Raw genomic sequence first — 17,993 nt, forward strand, 5'->3', positions numbered from 1 at the left:
GTTCAGACCTCGGCCCAGCGGCGTAGCAGGTTGTGGTAGGTGCCGGTCAGCTGCAGCAACGAGGGGTGCTCGGGTACATCGGCAGTCAGTTGCTGGATGGCATCGTCCATCTCGAACAGCAGCGCCCGCTGGCTGTCCTCGCGCACCAGGCTCTGGGTCCAGAAGAACGCGGCGTAACGCTGGCCTCGGGTCACCGGGTTGACCTTGTGCAGGCTGGTACCGGGGTACAGCACCAGGTCCCCGGCCGCCAACTTCACCTGCCGCTCCCCATAGGTGTCCTGAATCACCAGTTCACCGCCGTCGTAGCTGTCCGGGTCGCTGAGGAACAACGTCGATGACAGGTCGGTACGCACCCGCTCAGGACTGCCCTTGGGCTGACGCAAGGCGTTATCGATGTGAAAGCCGAAATTGCCACCCTCGCGGTAGCAGTTGATCAACGGCGGGAACACCTTGTGCGGCAGGGCCGCAGACATGAAGCGCGGGGTTTTCCACAGGCGGTCGATCAGCGCAGTGCCGATCTCCTTGGCCAACGGGTGCCCTTCCGGCAACTGCAGGTTGTGTTTGGCCTTGGCCGACTGATATCCGGCAGTCACCTTGCCATCAGCCCAGTCGGCCTGCTCCAGCGCCTCGCGGATACGGGCCAGCTCGTCAGCGTCAAACAGGCCTGGGATGTGAAGCAGCATGGCGGCAGCACCGTTAGGAAATGTAAAGGCGCCAATGATATTGATTCCCTTTTGCGCTGCACAAGCCTTTTCGCCGCTTAAGACGTTTCAGCTTGATGAAACCGTAAAGGACAAATGTAAAGATTGTAAATTCTTCACGAATGGTAACGACTCTCAATTGTTAGTCACAATTGCTTACATTAAGATCCGCCGCCTCAACACCTTGGGGAAGGTCCTTAGCAATGCGCCAGTACGTACCATCTGCAGTGAGTTCGCCACGCCTGATCGTATCCGCCATCGGCGTCGCGCTTAGCGCCACATCGGTGTATGCCGCCGACCCGGCCGCCAATAGCGCGATCACCCTCGACGCTACCAGCGTCAACGGCAAGGCTGAACAGGCCAGCACCGATTACAAAGTCGAGAAGGCCGCCTCGCAGAAGTACACCGCGCCGCTGGTAGACACCCCGCGCTCGGTCACCGTCATCCCGCAGCAGGTGATCAAGGACACCAACGCCCTGACCCTGCAGGACGCCCTGCGTACCGTGCCAGGCATCACCTTCGGCGCTGGCGAAGGCGGCAACCCGCAAGGCGACCGCCCGTTCATCCGCGGCTTCGACGCCCAAGGCGATACTTACCTGGACGGCGTGCGTGACACTGGCGCGCAAACCCGCGAAATCTTCGCCATCGAGTCGGTAGAAGTGGCCAAGGGCCCGAACTCGGCCATCGGTGGCCGTGGTGCTGCCGGCGGTACCATCAACCTGGTGAGCAAGCGTGCGCACTTGGGCAACTCGCTGGACGGCGCCTGGACCTGGGGCAGTGACCAGACCCAGCGCTACACCTTCGATGGCAACTACCAGTTCAGCGACACCGTTGCCGGCCGTCTGAACCTGATGACCCACGAAAGCAACGTTGCCGGCCGCGACAAGGTCAACTACGACCGTTGGGGGATCGCCCCGTCGCTGGCCTTCGGCCTGGGCACACCGACCCGCGTCAACCTCGACTACTACCACCTGGAAAGCGACGACCTGCCGGATTCGGGCATCCCGTACACCATCCCGACCAACGGCAGCGGCGGGCGCACCTCGGCACACCCGAGCAAGCCGAATGACGGCGGCGACAGCGACAACTTCTATGGCCTGACCGGCCGTGACTTCCGCAAGAGCCGTGTAGACATCGCCACCTTCGCGATCGAGCACGACCTGACCGACTCGTTGACCATCAAGAACACCCTGCGTCACGGCAACAGCATGCAGGACTACATCCTGACCCAGCCTGACGACAGCAAGGGCAACGTCAACAACGGCAGCGTCTGGCGCCGTGCAAACACCCGTGTCGGCAACACCGCCACCACCACCAACCAGACCGACCTGTTCGGCGAGTTCTACGTCGGTGGTATGAAAAACAGCTTCTCTACCGGTATCGAGCTCAGCCGCGAAGAGAGCGACCGTTCGTCCTACACCGTCGGGACTGACACCGTGCCAGGCGGCGCCGCCAACACCAACTGCACCCCCGGCATGATCGGCGCCACCAGTGGCTACAACTGCACCTCACTGAGCAACCCGAACCCGGATGACCCGTGGAACGGTACCATCTCGCGCAACTACGCCGGCACCACCACCAACAGCAAGACCCGGGCGATCTACGTTTTCGACACTCTGGAGCTTACCCCCGAGTGGCTGGTCAACATGGGCCTGCGCTACGACCACTTCGACACCGACTACAAGACCTACAACGCCGCTGGCAACACCACCGCCAAGGGCAAGGATGTCAGCGAGTTCGTGACCGGCCAGCTGGGCCTGGTGTGGAAACCGGCCGAAAACGGCAGTATCTACGTTTCCTACGCCACTTCTGCAACGCCACCAGGCTCGATGCTCGGCGAAGGTACAGAAGGCAACCCGCTGGGTGGCACCCCGGACCGTAACGGCAACCTGCTGGCCAGCGACATGGAGCCAGAGGAAACCACCAACTACGAAATCGGCACCAAGTGGGACCTGCTCGACCAGCGCCTGTCGCTGACCGCTGCGCTGTTCCGCACCGAGAAGGAAAACGCCCGCGTCCAGGTGGACACCACCACCTACGAAAACGTCGGCGAAACCCGCGTACAAGGCATCGAACTGTCGGCCAGCGGCAAGATCACCGACAAGTGGCAGGTATTCGCCGGCTACACCTACATGCAGGCTCGCCAGATCGACGGCGGCCCGCTGGGCAAGGCCAACGATGGCAACCAGTTGCCAAACACCCCGAACAACAGCGCCAGCCTGTGGACGACCTACTCGATCACGCCAAAGCTGACCGTCGGTGGCGGTGCGTTCTACGTGGATGACGTGTACGGCAGCGTGGCCAACACCACCATGGTCGACAGCTACGTGCGCTACGACGCCATGGCCGCCTATAAGCTGACCAAGAACGTCGACCTGCAGCTGAACGTGCAGAACCTGACCAACGAGGTGTACTACGACAAGGCCTTCTCCACCCACTTCGCCAACCAGGCGGCCGGGCGGACTGCACTGTTGACCACCAGCGTCCACTTCTAAAGCAACAACCAAGGGCCCCGTTCATTCCAGTGAGCGGGGCTTTTGCGTATCAAGGCATAATGCACGCCGCGCAGTCTGCGGCAGCAACACAAGGTGATCGATGTGGTGAAGAAGACGCTGTTCCAATTGCACTGGTTCTTTGGCATCACCGCTGGCCTGGTGCTGGCCTTGATGGGCATCACCGGGGCCCTGTACTCGTTCCAGGAAGAACTGCTGCGCGCGTTCAATGCCGATGTGCTCAAGGTAGAAGTGCGCGCCGAAGGCGTACTGCCGCCGGCCGAGCTGGTGCAACGGGTCGAGGCCCAGCAACACGACAAGGTATCGATGCTGTGGGTAGACGTACGTGAAGGCAACGCCGCACGCATCTTCTTCATGCCGGCACCGGGCGAGCGCCGTGGCGAGCTGCGCTATGCGGACCCCTATACGGGCGAACTCAAAGGCGAAGTGGCCGGGCAAGGCTTCTTCAACCTCATGCTCAACCTGCACCGCTTCCTGGCCATTGGCGACACCGGCCGGCAGATCACCGGCGCCTGCACCCTGATGCTGGTGTTCTTCTGCCTGTCCGGCCTGTACCTGCGCTGGCCGCGCAAGGCGCTGGACTGGCGCACCTGGCTTACTTTCGACTGGGCCAAGAAAGGCCGCGCCTTCAACTGGGACCTGCACGCCGTGGCCGGTACCTGGTGCCTGCTGTTCTATCTTCTGTTCGCCCTGACCGGCCTGTTCTGGTCCTATGAGTGGTACCGCGGAGGCCTGAACAAGCTGCTGGCCGACGCGCCGGCAGCCGGCCAGCAACAAAAACGCGGCGAAGGCCGTGGCCGTCACGGCCCACAGAAGGTCGACAAGAACGCCCCGCCGCTGGTGGTCGACTACGACGCCATCTGGGCCAACCTCAAAGACGCCGCAGGGCCAGGCCTTGCCGCCTACAACCTGCGCCTGCCACCGGTTGGCGGCCAGCCGGCCAACCTGTTCTACCTGCTGGACAACGCCGATCACCCGCGCGCCTTCAACACCCTGGAACTGGACCCGGCCACCGGCCAGGTGAAAAGACACGACCGCTACTCCGACAAATCCTTCAAGGCCCAGCTGCTGCAGAGCGTCTACGCCCTGCACGTGGGCGAATACTTCGGCCTGCCGGGGCGCATCATCGTCACCATCGCCAGCTTGACCATGCCACTGTTTTTCGTCACGGGCTGGCTGCTGTACCTCGACCGCCGCCGCAAGAAGCGCCAGGTCCGCGCAGCCCGTGGCAACGTCGCCACCGGCGACGGCAGCGGCGACAGCTGGCTGATCGGCTTTGCCAGCCAAAGCGGCTTTGCCGAACAACTGGCCTGGCAAAGTGCCGGCCAGTTGCAGGCAGCCGGCCTGCCGGTGCAGGTACGCGCACTGGCCGAACTGCGTGAAGACGACCTGCGCCAGGCCCGCCGCGCGTTGTTCGTGGTCAGTACTTTCGGCGACGGCGAAGCACCCGACAGCGCCCGCGGTTTCGAGCGCAAGGTGCTCGGCCAGCCTTGGGCGCTGAACAACCTCAACTACGCCCTGCTCGCCCTCGGCGACCGCCAGTACCCGCACTTCTGTGGCTTCGCCCGTCGCCTGCAGGCGTGGCTGGGAGAACGCGGTGCCAGCAGCGCGTTCAGCCCGGTGGAAGTGGACAACGCCGACCAGGCCGCCCTGCAGCAGTGGCAGCAGGAGCTGGCGCAACTGACCGGCGCCCAGCCAGTGGCCGCCTGGCAGCCGGCAAGCTTTGGCAACTGGTCACTGGTGCGTCGCGAACTGCTCAACCCGGGCAGCCAGGGCCAGCCGGTGTACTTGCTTGGCCTGCTGGCTGAAGAGCCTGCCAGTTGGGAAGCCGGCGACCTGGTGGAGATACTGCCGCTCAATGGGCAGCCACGGATCGACGCGTTCCTCAAGGGCATGGCGCTGGACGCCAGCGCCCGGGTACAGGTGAATGGCCTGGGGGAAACACTTGCCCAAGCCCTCGCTGGCCGCCAGTTGCCGGCGCGCCGTGATCACCTGATCGGCTTGCAGCCGCAGGCGCTGGTAGACGCCCTGGTGCCGATCGGCAGCCGCGAATACTCCATCGCCTCCATCGCCAGTGATGGCGCGCTGGAGCTGATCGTGCGCCAGGAGCGCCATAGCGATGGGAACCTGGGCCTGGGCTCCGGGTGGCTCACCGAATACCTGCCACTGAACGGCACGCTGAGCTTGCGCCTGCGGCGCAACAGCGGCTTCCACCTGCCGGAGACCGCAGCCCCGATGATCCTGATCGGTAACGGCACCGGCCTGGCCGGCCTGCGCAGCCTGATCCGCGCACGGGTGAATGCTGGCGAACAGCGCAACTGGCTGCTGTTTGGCGAGCGTAACCGGGCGCATGACCTGCTGTGTGGTGACGAGCTTCAAGGCTGGCTGCAGAGCGGCGACCTGGCACGCCTGGACCTGGCGTTCTCGCGGGATCAGGCCGAGAAAGTGTATGTGCAGGATGTGTTGCTGCAGCAAGCCGAGGAATTCAAGCGCTGGGTGGCGGATGGCGCCTGTGTGTATGTCTGCGGCAGCCTGCAAGGGATGGCTGCGGGGGTGGATGCGGCGCTCAACGGCATGCTTGGTGAAGCCGCTGTGCAGCAGTTGATCGAGGATGGGCGGTATCGGCGGGATGTGTACTGATCATCTATTGATTTAACCAGCGCCGGCCTCTTCGCGGGTAAACCCGCTCCCACAGGATCATCACAGATTACGAAGACTGTGCAGTACCTGTGGGAGCGGGTTTACCCGCGAAGAGGCCGGTACAAGCTGTCAGTGTAAATCGAAGGTATCGGCATCCAGGTTGGCCGGGAACTTGGCCCGGTACGCCGCCAGTTCCGGCGCACTCAGCACAGCGGTAAACACCCCGTCTGCCTCGCCGGCACCGAGCAGGCTCTCGCCCTGGAAGTCCAGCACCTGGCTGTCGCCCGAATAGGCAAAGCCCTTGCCGTCCGTGCCCACCCGGTTCACCGCTGCCACATAGCACAGGTTCTCGATGCCCCGCGCCGGTAGCAGACGGTTCCAGTGCTGGCGGCGTGCAGCCGGCCAGTTGGCGGTGTAAAGCAGCAGGTCAGTGTCCTGGGCGTCACGGCTCCATACCGGGAACCGCAGGTCGTAGCAGATCAGCGGGCGAATTCGCCAACCCTTGAGCTCGAACTGCACCTGGCGTTCACCGGGGGTGTAGTGCTTGTGCTCACCGGCCATGCGGAACAGGTGGCGCTTGTCGTAGTGCAATATCTCGCCGTCCGGCCGCGCCCATAGCAGGCGGTTGCGGTGGCTGCCATCGGCGGCCTGGATGATCACGCTGCCGGTGATCACCGCGTTGTACTTCTTCGCCTGGGCCTTCAGCCATTTGTAGGTCGGGCCATTCTCCGGTTCGGCCAGGCTTTCGGAGTCCATCGAAAATCCGGTGGTGAACATCTCTGGCAGGATTACCAGGTCCACCTCCCCTACCTGCTCCAGCAACACCTCGAAGTGTGCATAGTTGGCCTCGCGGTCGTGCCAGGCCAGGGTGGTTTGCACCAGGGCGACTTTCAGGTTGGGCAGTGTGCTCAGATCGCGCATAGTCGTTCCGCTGCCTGACGCAGCGTCTCCTCACGTTTGGCAAAGCACAGGCGTACCAGGCGTTGCTCGGGGATGGGTTGCTGGTAGAACACCGATACCGGGATGGTCGCCACACCGTGCTCACGGGTGAGCCATAGCGACATGTCGACATCGTTCAGGTCCGGGCGAATCTGCGAGTAGTCCACCAGCTGGAAATAAGTGCCCGCCGTGCGGGTAAAGTTGAAACGCGAGCCTTCCAGCAAGCCGCAGAACAGGTCGCGCTTGGCCTGGTAGAAGGCCGGCAGCTCATCGATATGCTCAGGGTGCTCGGCCATGAAATCAGCCAGGGCGCACTGCAATGGCGTCACGCCACAGAAGTTGACGTACTGGTGCACCTTGCGCAGCTCTGCGCTCAGCGCCGGGGGCGCGATCACGTAGCCGGTCTTCCAGCCGGTAACGTGGTAGGTCTTGCCGAACGAACTGACCACAAAGGCGCGTTGATACAACTGCTCGTGGGCCAACACGCTGGCGTGACGAACGCCGTCATAAACCAGATGCTCGTAGACCTCATCGCTGACCAGGTAGATATCGCGGTCGGCAATCAGCGTTGCCAACTGCTCAAGGTCTTCGCGAGTGATCAGTGCGCCACTGGGGTTATGCGGCGAATTGAGGATGACCATGCGGGTGCGCGGGCTCAGGGCATCACTGAACTTCTGCCAGTCGATACGGAAGTCGCCGTCGCTCAGTTGCACATGCACACAGCGGCCACCGGCCAGTTCCACGGACGGCTCGTAGCTGTCGTAGCACGGGTCGAAGACAATCACTTCGTCACCGGCATGGACCACCGCCTGGATGGCACAGAAGATCGCCTCGGTGGCACCGGGGGTGATGGTCACTTCCTGGTCGGCATCCACCTGTGCGCCATACAGCCGCGCCACCTTCGCCGCCACTTGCTGGCGCAAGGCCGGCAGGCCGGTCATTGGCGAATACTGGTTGTGCCCGGCAGCCACATGCCGGCCCACTGCATCGAGCAGGGCCTGCGGGCCGTTGAAATCAGGGAAACCCTGGGACAGGTTGAGCGCGCCGGTCTGCACGGCGAGCTGGGACATGGTGGTGAAGATGGTCGTGCCGACATTCGGCAGTTTGCTGCGGATCATGGAGCCCTCTTTCCTGGGGTGTATCCGGCACGGGGTGGAGTCCGAGCATAGCGGATCGAGCAGTCAGGAAAAAGGTTGAAACAATAGGGGGATTGCTCTGGATCAAAGGGCCTCTTCGGGGTGAACCCGCTCCCACAGGTGCTGCACAATATTCAAATCTGTGGAGGACCTGTGGGAGCGGGCAAGCCCGCGAAGAAGCTGACGCGGAATCAGCGCTTGTCGCGGCGCTTCTTCTCAGCCTTCTTGTGGTGCGACATCAAGCGGCGCTTCTTGTTGACCTGGCGGTCGGTGAGGGTGTTTTTCTTGCCCTCAAACGGGTTCTCACCACCCTTGTACTCGATGCGGATCGGCGTACCGACCAGCTTCAGCACCCGGCGGTAGGTGTTTTCCAGGTAACGCGAGTACGACTTGGGAATGCTCTCGGTCTGGTTGCCGTGGATCACGATCAGCGGCGGGTTGGCACCACCAAGGTGGGCATAGCGCAGCTTGATGCGACGGCCGTTGACCAGCGGTGGCTGGTGCTCGCTGACAGCATCTTCGAGGATCTGCGTCAGGCGGCTGGTTGGCCAGCGGGTCACAGCCGAGGTGAATGCGGCCTGCACCGACTTGTACAGGTTGCCCACGCCGGTGCCGTGCAAGGCGGAGATGAAGTGGATGTCGGCGAAGTCGACGAAGAACAGCCGGCGCTCCAGCTCGGTCTTCACGTAGGCGCGCTCACCCGGCTCCATGCCATCCCACTTGTTCAGCGCGATGACGATGGCGCGGCCGGCTTCGAGGGCGAAGCCCAGCAGGTTCAGGTCGTGGTCGACCACCCCTTCACGGGCGTCCATGACGAAGATGACGACGTTGGCGTCCTTGATCGCCTGCAGCGTCTTGACCACCGAGAACTTCTCGACTTCCTCATGGATCTTGCCGCGCTTGCGCACCCCGGCGGTGTCGATGAAGGTGTACTTGTCACCATCACGCTCGAACGGGATGTAGATACTGTCTCGGGTAGTACCCGGCTCGTCGTAGACCACCACACGCTCTTCGCCGAGCATGCGGTTGACCAGGGTCGACTTGCCGACGTTCGGGCGGCCGATGATGGCGATCTTGATGCCATCCTTCTCGCTTGGGCCAGGAATGCGCACGGCCTCCTCGCCTTCGGCGACGTTCTGGTCGAGGGCTTCTTCCTCGGCATCACGTGGCAGGTGGCCGAGCACGGCTTCCATCAGGGCGCTGATACCACGGCCCTGGGAGCCCGCCACCGGAATGGCGTTGCCCATGCCCATCGGCGAGAACTCGGCGCGGGCAACATCGGGGTCGATGTTGTCGATCTTGTTGGCGACCAGAATCGCCGACTTGTTGCGCTTGCGCAGGTGCTCGGCAATCATCTGGTCAGCGGCGGTCATGCCGGCGCGGGCATCGACCAGGAACAGCACATAGTCGGCTTCTTCGATGGCCATGAGCGACTGCTCGGCCATTTTTTCGTCCATGCCCACTTCGTCACCGGTAATACCGCCGGTGTCGATCAGGATGAAGGAACGACCCTGCCAGCTGGCATCACCATACTGGCGGTCACGGGTCAGGCCCGACAGGTCACCCACGATGGCATCGCGGGTTTTGGTCAGGCGGTTGAACATGGTGGATTTGCCGACGTTCGGGCGGCCCACCAGGGCAATTACGGGAACCATCGGCTCTCCACTCTCGAATTCTTGAAAATGCAAAGGCCGCTGCAAGGCAGCGGCCGGAGTTTGGGCGGCGTGTCCTACGCCGCGGCTTGAAACCCGCCAAGGCTTCAAGCATAGCTTCAGCGGATGGTCAGTGCCTCGAGCTTGCCGCTGTTGCCAAAGACATAGATGGTGTCGCCGACCACAAGTGGGCGGGCGCGCAGGCCATCGCTATCGATACGTTCACGGCCGACGAAGCGGCCATCCACCTGGCTCAGCAGGTGCAGGTAACCCTCAAAGTCACCCACAGCCACATAGCTGCTGAACACTTCAGGGGCGGTCAGCTGGCGACGAGCCATGCTGTCGTTGCTCCACAGGGCGCTGGAAGAGCGCTCATCCACGCCTTCCACGGTACCCGAAGCTTCGCTGACGTAGACGTTACCGAAGCCCTGGGCGACGCCCACATAGCTGGAAGCATCGCGCTGCCACAGCTCGCGGCCGCTTTCCAGGTCCAGGCCCGCTACACGGCCCTGGTAGGTGCTGACGTACAGGGTACCACCAGACAGCAGCAAGCCGCCGTCGATATCAACCACACGGTCCAGCTCGGAACGGCCCTTGGGGATGGCCACGCGGCTTTCCCACACCGGCACACCGTTGTTGATGTCCACCGCGACCACCTTGCCGGTGGACAGGCCGGCGACGGCCAGGCGGTTGGTGGCGATCGGTGCACCGGTGCCACGCAGGGTCAGTACGGCCGGGGTGTTCTCGTAGATCCAGCGGCGGTCGCCCGTGGCGGCATCCAGGCCGATCAGGCGATCGTCCTGGGTCTGCACCACGACCACATCACCGTTGTTGGCAGGCGGGGCCAGCACTTCGCTGGTCACGCGCGAGCGCCAACGCTCTTCACCGGTGCTGGAGTCCAGGGCAATGACTTCGCCCTTGAGGGTGCCGAGCATGACCAGGCCGTAGCCCACGCCGACAGCGCCGGAAACCTGCAGCTCCAGGTCCTTCTTCCACACCACGTCACCGGTGATGCGGTCGAGGGCGAAGACTTCGCCATTGACGTCGGAGGCGTAGATACGGTCGTTTTCGATGGCCGGTACCAAGGTGTTGTAGGTCTCACCCTGGCCGTCACCGATCGAACGGCTCCACTGCTTCTTCAGCACCACTTCCTCGGTGAACTTGGTCAGCTCGGCCGGGGGCAGTTCTTTCTTGCTGTTGCTGCTGCAACCGGCGGCCAGTACGGCCAGGGTCAGCACTGCTGCATGTTTCCAACCGATCACTTACGCGTCCCCTTTAGCCAGGTCATCCAGCTTCAATTGCAGGCCACCGACCGCCGCCTCATCGGACAACGCAGCCTTGGCTTTTTCGTAAGCGCTGTGCGCGTCGTCGGCGCGACCCAGCTGTACCAGCAGGTCACCCTTCAACTCTTCACGGCTGGCCAGGAACGCCTTGTCGGCGTCGCCGTCGAGCAGCTTGAGGGCATCCTCGGCCTTGTTCTGGGCGGCCAGCACGCGGGCCAGACGCTGGCGCGAAATCTCGCCCAGGGTCACGTCGGCCGGCTTGTCCAGCACGCCTTTGAGCTCGGCAGCGGCGTCGTCGAGCTTGCCGCTCTCGACCGCGACCTTGGCCACGAACAGGCTGCCGTACTGGGCATAGGCGGTACCGCCAAACTCGCTCTTGAGCTTGCCGGCCAGTTCCGCGACCTTGGTGGCGTCTGGCTGGCCAGTCGGCGTCAGGCTGGTTTCAAGCAACGCCTGATACAGCTGCGAGGCACCTTGCGACTGGTTGTCCTGGTATTTGTGCCAGGTATTCCAGCCCAACACCACCACGCCTGCCAGCAATGCGCCAGTCAGCAGCGGCTTGCCGTTGCGGTTCCACCAGTCCTTGACCCCTGCCAGGTCATCATCATCGGTACTCGACACCCCAATACTCCTTTTCGCCTATTCGCTTGTTGAACCGCGTTACGCTTGCGCGATCGCGGTTTCCAGGTGCTCTGCCAGAGCATCCCAGGCAATGTTCTGTTGTTCGCCCTGGCCACGCAGGGGCTTGAAGCCGATTTCTTGCCTGGCCAGTTCCTCATCACCGAGGATCAGGGCGAACAGCGCCCCGCTCTTGTCGGCTTTCTTGAACTGGCTCTTGAAGCTGCCACCGCCCGCGTTCACCGCCAGGCGCAGGCCCGGCAAGCGGTCGCGCAGGGTTTCGGACAGGCGCAGGCCAGCCAGCTCGGCCTGCTCGCCAAAGGCGCACAGGTAGACGTCGATCTGGCGGTTGATGGACTCCGGCACCTTGCCCAGGGTTTCCAGCAGCAGGATCAGGCGCTCGATACCCATGGCGAAACCGACGCCAGTGGTCGGCTTGCCGCCCATCTGCTCGACCAGGCCGTCGTAACGGCCACCGGCGCACACGGTGCCCTGGGAACCGAGCTTGTCGGTGACCCACTCGAATACGGTCTTGCTGTAGTAGTCCAGGCCACGCACCAGCTTGGTATTGATCACGAACGGAATGCCGGCGGCGTCCAGGCGGGCCTTGAGGCCCTCGAAGTGCACGCGCGAGGCTTCGTCCAGGTAATCTTCCAGCTTGGGCGCCCCCACCAGCACCGCCTGGGTGTTCTGGTCCTTGCTGTCGAGGATGCGCAGCGGGTTGCTCTTCAGGCGGCGCTGGCTGTCTTCGTCCAGTTGCTCCAGGCGCGCCGAGAGGAACTCGACCAGCGCATCACGGTAGCGCGCACGGGCTTCGCTGGTACCCAGGCTGTTGAGCTCCAGCTTGACCGCATCCTGGATGCCCAGCAGGCCCCACAGGCGCCAGGTCAGCATGATCAGCTCGGCATCGATGTCCGGGCCATCCAGGTTGAACACTTCCACGCCAATCTGGTGGAACTGGCGGTAGCGGCCCTTCTGCGGGCGCTCGTGGCGGAACATCTGGCCGATATACCACAGTTTCTGCACCTGGCCGTTGCCGGTGATGCCATGCTCCAGCACGGCACGTACGCACGCGGCGGTGCCTTCGGGGCGCAGGGTCAGCGAATCGCCGTTGCGGTCCTCGAAGGTGTACATCTCTTTTTCGACGATGTCGGTCACTTCACCGATCGAGCGCTTGAACAGCTCGGTGAACTCGACGATCGGCGTACGGATCTGGCTGTACCCGTAGGTATCCAGCAGACCGGCCACGGTGCCTTCGAAGTAGCGCCACAGTGGCGACTGTTCTGGCAGGATGTCGTTCATGCCACGGATGGCTTGCAGCGATTTGCTCACGAAAAGTCCTTACGAATTCTGTGTGTCAGCCACGGGCGATCAGCGCCGCGTCGGCTTCGACCTTTTCGGCCGCTTTCTGACGGATGAGCCTTTCCAGCTCATCGACCAGGTTGTCATTGGTCAGTTTCTGCGCCGGCTTGCCGTCTATGTAGATCAGGTTCGGCGTGCCGCCGGTCAAGCCTACATGGGCTTCCTTGGCTTCACCCGGGCCGTTGACCACACAACCGATCACCGCCACGTCCAGCGGCACCAGCAGGTCTTCCAGGCGCCCTTCCAGCTCGTTCATGGTCTTGACCACATCGAAGTTCTGCCGCGAGCAGCTCGGGCAGGCGATGAAGTTGATGCCACGCGAACGCAGGTGCAGCGACTTGAGGATGTCGTAGCCGACTTTCACTTCTTCGACCGGGTCGGCCGCAAGCGAGATACGGATGGTATCGCCAATGCCCTCTGCCAGCAGCATACCGAGGCCGACGGCGGATTTCACCGTCCCTGAACGCAGGCCACCCGCTTCGGTGATGCCCAGGTGCAGCGGCTGCACGATCTGCTTGGCCAGCAGCCGGTAGGCTTCGACGGCCATGAACACATCGGATGCCTTGACGCTGACCTTGAAGTCCTGGAAGTCCAGGCGGTCGAGGTGCTCGACGTGGCGCAGGGCCGACTCCACCAGCGCCGCCGGGGTCGGTTCGCCGTACTTCTTCTGCAGGTCCTTTTCCAGGGACCCGGCGTTGACGCCGATGCGGATCGGGATGCCACGGTCGCGGGCAGCATCAACCACGGCGCGTACACGGTCTTCGCGGCCGATGTTACCCGGGTTGATACGCAGGCAATCGACGCCCAGCTCGGCCACGCGCAGGGCGATCTTGTAGTCGAAGTGGATGTCGGCGACCAGCGGCACGCTGACCAGTTGCTTGATCTTGCCAAACGCCTCGGCCGCGTCCATGTCCGGCACCGAAACCCGCACGATGTCCACGCCGGCATCGACCAGGCGCTGGATTTGCGCCACGGTGGCGGCGACATCGTTGGTGTCGGTGTTGGTCATGCTCTGCACCGCGATAGGTGCATCACCACCTACCGGCACATTGCCGACCCAGATTTTGCGGGATTCGCGACGTTTGATCGGAGATTCGCCGTGCATGACTTACTGTCCCAACTTCAGGCGAGCAGTCTCGCCACTGGTGAACGGGGCAACATCGACGGCCTGGCCGTTGTAGCTGACCTGGGCGCCACGGGCAAAGCCCAGGCGCACCGCGAACGGCGGCTTGCCGGTCAGCTCGAGGTTGTCCCCCTTGCGCTTGACGGCGCTGAACAGCACCTTGCCATTGCCATCGGAGACCTGGGTCCAGCAATCGGCGGTGAACTGGATGGCGACCTTGGCGCTGCCTGCCGGTACTGCGGCGGGCTCGGCAGCGGCCACGGCGGCTGCAGGTGCTGCTGGCGCAACGGCGGCCGGTGCAGGGGTGGCCGGTGCGACCGGAGCAGGCGCTACGCTGGCTGCGGGCTGCGCAGGCACCTGCTGGGCGGGTGCGGGTGCAGCAGCCGTTGCCGCCGGGCTTGCCGGGGCCTGTTCGGCGGTAGCGGCAGGCTGTCCGGCAGTGCCCTGCTCCAGTGCCAGCGGCGCGCTCTCAGGCTGCTGGCCAGCGGTAACAGCCTGATCTTCAGGCTCGTCAAGCGGGTGAATCTGAGTGGTGCCGTCGGCGCTTTCGACTTCGACGTGCTCCAGGGCCATCTTGGCCAGGTCCTTGCCACGCAGGCTGCCCTGGTCCTGCCACCAGACGAAGCCACCGCCGACCACGGCCACCAGCAACAACAGGCTGACGCCGCGCAGGATGTTGTGCGACAGGCGTACCGGCTCTTCGATGCGCCCCAGCGAGTGCACATCGCTGCCTTTAGCGTGGGTACCGGTGTAGCGGTCGAAGGCTTCTACCAGCGTGGCCTGGTCAAGGTCCATCAACTTGGCATAGGCGCGGATATAGCCACGGGCGAAGGTATGCCCGGGCAGCTTGTCGAAGGCGCCGGTTTCCACATGGTTCAACGAACTGACAGTGAGGTTGAGCTTGCGGGCCACCTCGGCTTGAGACCAGTCCCGTTTCTCACGGGCCAGGCGCAAAAGCTCACCGGGGTTCTGGCCAGGCGCTACTGCTACTTCGGGATGCGCGGCGTTCATCGTTGCTCCGACAGGTATTGCTGATATTCCGGCGTACCGGGATAAAGTCGTTGTAATTGCTGGCCCAGCTCGGCCAATGTGCCCTGCTCGTCGAACACCCTGGCAAGGCGGCTACCCAGCAGCAGGCTACGGGCATCGTGGTCGCTCAACTGGCTGAAACGATCGTAGTAGTCCCGGGCCGGCACATAATGCCTGTTTTCGTAGGACAACTCAGCCATTTCCAGCAACGCTTTCGGTTGCCGCTGGTTGAGTTGCAACGCTTTGAGCAGATACGCGTGCGCCGCCTCGCGGCTATCGAGCTTGAGGGCGGTCAGGCCCAGGTTCTCGTACACGCGTGAGCGCTCAGGATACAGGGTATCGCTACTGGCCAGGCGAAACATCTGCTCGGCCTCGGCAAATCGCCCCTGAGCATAAAGGAAACTGCCGTAATTGTTGCGAATTCGCGTGTCGCCCGTGCGGGCCTGCAAGGCTTTGCGAAAGTGCGCCTCCGCCAGTGTCGGCTCACCTTCGGCCTGGAACACCAGCGCCAGGGCGGCATGTGCGTCGGCATCACGGCTGTCCAGGGCCAGGGCCTTGCCCAACGGCGCCTTGGCCTGCTCGGTCAAACCCTGTTGCAAATAACCCAGGCCAAGCTGCACATAAGCACGCCCCGCATCCGCCCTGCCCTGGCGGCTGGCCAGGGGGTCGCCCGCGCCGCCCGACACGCAGCCGGCCAGCAGCAAAAGCGCAAGGATCGACAGCGCAACGCGCAGGCTCATGGGCTAAGTCCCGGTCAGTGGCTGGCGGCGCTGTCTTGCAGCTCGACGTCCGCAGAAAGCTGGCGTACGGCGATGTAGCGCTCGCTGCGACGGGTGCGGTCGTTGACCTGGCCGACCAGCTGGCCACAGGCGGCATCGATGTCCTCACCACGGGTGGTACGGGTGGTGACGTTGAAACCACCGTGGTGCAGAAGGTCCTGGAAGCGACGAATGGCATTGTTGCTCGGCCGCTCGTAGCCCGAATGCGGGAATGGGTTGAACGGGATCAGGTTGATCTTGCACGGCACATCGCGCAGCAACTCGATCATTTGCGCGGCATGCTCAGGCTGGTCGTTGACGTCCTTGAGCAAGGTGTACTCGACGGTGAGCACGCGCTTGCCACCCAAGGTGGACATGTAGCCCATGCACGACTCCAGCAGCACTTTGAGCGGGTACTTCTTATTGATTGGTACCAGTTTGTTGCGCAGCTCGTCGTTCGGTGCGTGCAGCGACAGGGCCAGCGACACGTCGATGTGCTTGGCCAGTTCGTCGATCATCGGCACCACGCCCGAGGTGGACAAGGTGACGCGACGCTTGGAAATGCCATAGCCCAGGTCATCCATCATGATTTTCATGGCAGCGATGACGTTGTCGAAGTTCAGCAAGGGCTCGCCCATGCCCATCATGACCACGTTGGTAATCGCGCGGTCGACTTTGGCAGGAACGGTCCCGAATGATTTGTTGGCAAGCCACACCTGGCCGATGACTTCAGCGGCGGTGAGGTTGCTGTTGAAGCCTTGCTTGCCGGTGGAGCAGAAGCTGCAATCCAGGGCGCAGCCGGCTTGCGACGATACGCACAGGGTGCCGCGGTCGTCGGTAGGAATGTAGACGGTCTCGACGCAGCTGCCGGAGGCAACGCGGATCACCCACTTACGGGTGCCGTCGGCGGAAATGTCTTCACTGACCACTTCCGGTGGGCGAATCTCGGCAACGGCCTCGAGCTTTTCGCGCAAGGCCTTGCCTACGTTGGTCATGGCCGCAAAGTCGGACACGCCAAAATGGTGAATCCATTTCATCACCTGGCCGGCACGGAAGCGCTTCTCCCCGATTGAGTCGAAGAATTGTTCCATTTCCGGCTGGGTCAGACCCAACAGGTTGATTTTGCCAGTAGATGTCGTCATGGATTCACCCTCACCCGTAAGCTTTCGCTTAGCGAGTGGTTACCTCGGTAGCAGCGAAGAAGTAAGCGATTTCGCGAGCAGCAGCAGCTTCGGAGTCCGAACCGTGAACGGCGTTGGCGTCGATCGACTCGGCGAAGTCAGCACGGATGGTGCCGGCAGCAGCTTCTTTAGGGTTGGTAGCGCCCATCAGCTCGCGGTTCAGAGCGATGGCGTTTTCGCCTTCCAGAACCTGAACAACAACCGGGCCGGAAGTCATGAAGGCAACCAGGTCACCGAAGAAGCCGCGAGCGCTGTGCTCAGCGTAGAAGCCTTCGGCTTCGGCTTTGGACAGTTGCTTGATTTTCGAGGCAACGATTTTCAGGCCGGCTTCTTCAAAGCGAGTGGTGATCTTGCCGATGACGTTTTTGGCAACTGCGTCAGGCTTGATGATCGAGAAAGTACGTTGAACAGCCATGGAAAACTCCAGAATATGAGTGTTACGAAAAATTAAACCCGCGAATTATACGCGGGTTTCAGGGGATTGCCTAACCTGCACATGACGCTTAGTCGGCTTCGTCGATCCAGGCGGCCTGGATTGCCTCAAGCACTTTCTCACCGCCGCGTGACGGATCGTCGCTGAACTCTGGCAATGCCAGCACCCAGCGGTGCAGGTCCACGAAATTCACATAACGAGGATCGACCTCAGGCTTGCTTTCTGCAAGCTGGATGGCGATCTCAAGTACATCAACCCATTTCAGACTCATGTACAGGACCTCAGTGCGGCGCTTCGGCAGCGTGGTTGAGCGAATACTTGGGGATCTCGATGGTCAGGTCGGTATCGCCCACGACCACCTGGCAACCAAGGCGCGACTGCGCTTCCAGGCCCCATGCCTTGTCCAGCATGTCCTCTTCCAGCTCGTCGGCTTCTTCGAGCGAATCGAAGCCCTTGCGCACGATGCAGTGGCAAGTGGTGCAGGCCTTGACGCCGCCGCAGGCGCTTTCCATCTCGATGTGATGGTCGTGGGCCAGCTCCAGGATGTTGGTCCCGGGCTCGACCTCCACGGTCAGCCCTTCTGGGCAGAACTTCTCATGCGGCAGGAATGTCACCAGCGGCATCG

At 62.8% G+C, this 17,993-nt stretch carries 16 protein-coding genes; 2 read left to right on the forward strand and 14 right to left on the reverse strand.

What is annotated here, in order from left to right:
• Window positions 1-2: 2 nt before the first annotated feature.
• Window positions 3-683 (reverse strand): Fe2+-dependent dioxygenase, encoded by a 681-nt coding sequence (locus E8E78_RS10340; RefSeq protein WP_016501384.1) that lies wholly within the window; start codon window positions 681-683, stop codon window positions 3-5.
• Between the two features lie 221 nt (window positions 684-904).
• Between E8E78_RS10340 and E8E78_RS10345 the strand changes: the two genes are divergently transcribed.
• Together E8E78_RS10345 and E8E78_RS10350 are read left to right on the forward strand one after the other, a co-directional pair.
• Window positions 905-3,196, forward strand: a complete 2,292-nt coding sequence (locus tag E8E78_RS10345; protein WP_049274102.1) for a TonB-dependent siderophore receptor — start codon at window positions 905-907, stop codon at window positions 3,194-3,196.
• A gap of 102 nt (window positions 3,197-3,298) precedes the next feature.
• Window positions 3,299-5,854 (forward strand): sulfite reductase flavoprotein subunit alpha, encoded by a 2,556-nt coding sequence (locus E8E78_RS10350; RefSeq protein ID WP_280312190.1) that lies wholly within the window; start codon window positions 3,299-3,301, stop codon window positions 5,852-5,854.
• Between the two features lie 129 nt (window positions 5,855-5,983).
• On the opposite strand, the gene E8E78_RS10355 is transcribed toward E8E78_RS10350, so the two are convergent.
• From E8E78_RS10355 to fdx, 13 genes are all read right to left on the reverse strand, one after another.
• Window positions 5,984-6,775, reverse strand: a complete 792-nt coding sequence (locus E8E78_RS10355) for an amidohydrolase (RefSeq protein WP_059394690.1) — start codon at window positions 6,773-6,775, stop codon at window positions 5,984-5,986.
• Window positions 6,763-7,911, reverse strand: a complete 1,149-nt coding sequence (locus E8E78_RS10360) for a pyridoxal phosphate-dependent aminotransferase (RefSeq protein WP_059394691.1) — start codon at window positions 7,909-7,911, stop codon at window positions 6,763-6,765. The genes E8E78_RS10355 and E8E78_RS10360 overlap by 13 nt, the downstream gene beginning before the upstream one ends.
• A 209-nt stretch (window positions 7,912-8,120) precedes the next feature.
• Entirely contained in the window at window positions 8,121-9,584 is a 1,464-nt protein-coding gene (der, locus tag E8E78_RS10365; RefSeq protein ID WP_016501390.1) for a ribosome biogenesis GTPase Der, read from the reverse strand.
• A 116-nt stretch (window positions 9,585-9,700) separates the two neighbouring features.
• Complete coding sequence (gene bamB / locus E8E78_RS10370) at window positions 9,701-10,843, reverse strand: outer membrane protein assembly factor BamB (RefSeq protein WP_061203518.1); 1,143 nt, start codon at window positions 10,841-10,843, stop codon at window positions 9,701-9,703.
• Complete coding sequence (locus tag E8E78_RS10375; RefSeq protein WP_084967177.1) at window positions 10,844-11,485, reverse strand: tetratricopeptide repeat protein; 642 nt, start codon at window positions 11,483-11,485, stop codon at window positions 10,844-10,846.
• 39 nt (window positions 11,486-11,524) lie between these two features.
• Entirely contained in the window at window positions 11,525-12,814 is a 1,290-nt protein-coding gene (hisS, locus tag E8E78_RS10380; RefSeq protein ID WP_049274109.1) for a histidine--tRNA ligase, read from the reverse strand.
• Window positions 12,815-12,839: 25 nt separating this feature from the next.
• Window positions 12,840-13,949: a flavodoxin-dependent (E)-4-hydroxy-3-methylbut-2-enyl-diphosphate synthase gene (ispG, locus tag E8E78_RS10385; protein ID WP_016501393.1), complete on the reverse strand. Its 1,110-nt coding sequence runs from the start codon at window positions 13,947-13,949 to the stop codon at window positions 12,840-12,842.
• Window positions 13,950-13,952: 3 nt separating this feature from the next.
• Window positions 13,953-14,978: a RodZ domain-containing protein gene (locus E8E78_RS10390; protein ID WP_280312195.1), complete on the reverse strand. Its 1,026-nt coding sequence runs from the start codon at window positions 14,976-14,978 to the stop codon at window positions 13,953-13,955.
• Window positions 14,975-15,736: a type IV pilus biogenesis/stability protein PilW gene (gene pilW, locus E8E78_RS10395; protein WP_049274113.1), complete on the reverse strand. Its 762-nt coding sequence runs from the start codon at window positions 15,734-15,736 to the stop codon at window positions 14,975-14,977. The genes E8E78_RS10390 and pilW overlap by 4 nt, the downstream gene beginning before the upstream one ends.
• A gap of 14 nt (window positions 15,737-15,750) precedes the next feature.
• A complete protein-coding gene (gene rlmN / locus E8E78_RS10400) occupies window positions 15,751-16,896 on the reverse strand; it encodes a 23S rRNA (adenine(2503)-C(2))-methyltransferase RlmN (protein ID WP_016484976.1) in 1,146 nt (381 codons plus the stop codon).
• Between the two features lie 28 nt (window positions 16,897-16,924).
• Window positions 16,925-17,350 (reverse strand): nucleoside-diphosphate kinase, encoded by a 426-nt coding sequence (gene ndk, locus E8E78_RS10405; protein WP_008092560.1) that lies wholly within the window; start codon window positions 17,348-17,350, stop codon window positions 16,925-16,927.
• A gap of 88 nt (window positions 17,351-17,438) precedes the next feature.
• Window positions 17,439-17,639 carry a Fe-S cluster assembly protein IscX gene (gene iscX, locus E8E78_RS10410; protein WP_003248529.1) on the reverse strand — a complete coding sequence of 67 codons (201 nt, stop codon included), beginning with the start codon at window positions 17,637-17,639 and terminating at the stop codon, window positions 17,439-17,441.
• 10 nt (window positions 17,640-17,649) lie between these two features.
• The gene (fdx, locus tag E8E78_RS10415; protein ID WP_016501396.1) at window positions 17,650-17,991 is read right to left on the reverse strand and encodes an ISC system 2Fe-2S type ferredoxin; all 342 of its coding nucleotides are present in this window, start codon (window positions 17,989-17,991) and stop codon (window positions 17,650-17,652) included.
• Window positions 17,992-17,993: the final 2 nt, after the last annotated feature.

It is taken from the genome of Pseudomonas sp. BN505 (assembly GCF_029873175.1).
In the GTDB taxonomy this organism is placed as follows: domain Bacteria; phylum Pseudomonadota; class Gammaproteobacteria; order Pseudomonadales; family Pseudomonadaceae; genus Aquipseudomonas; species Aquipseudomonas putida.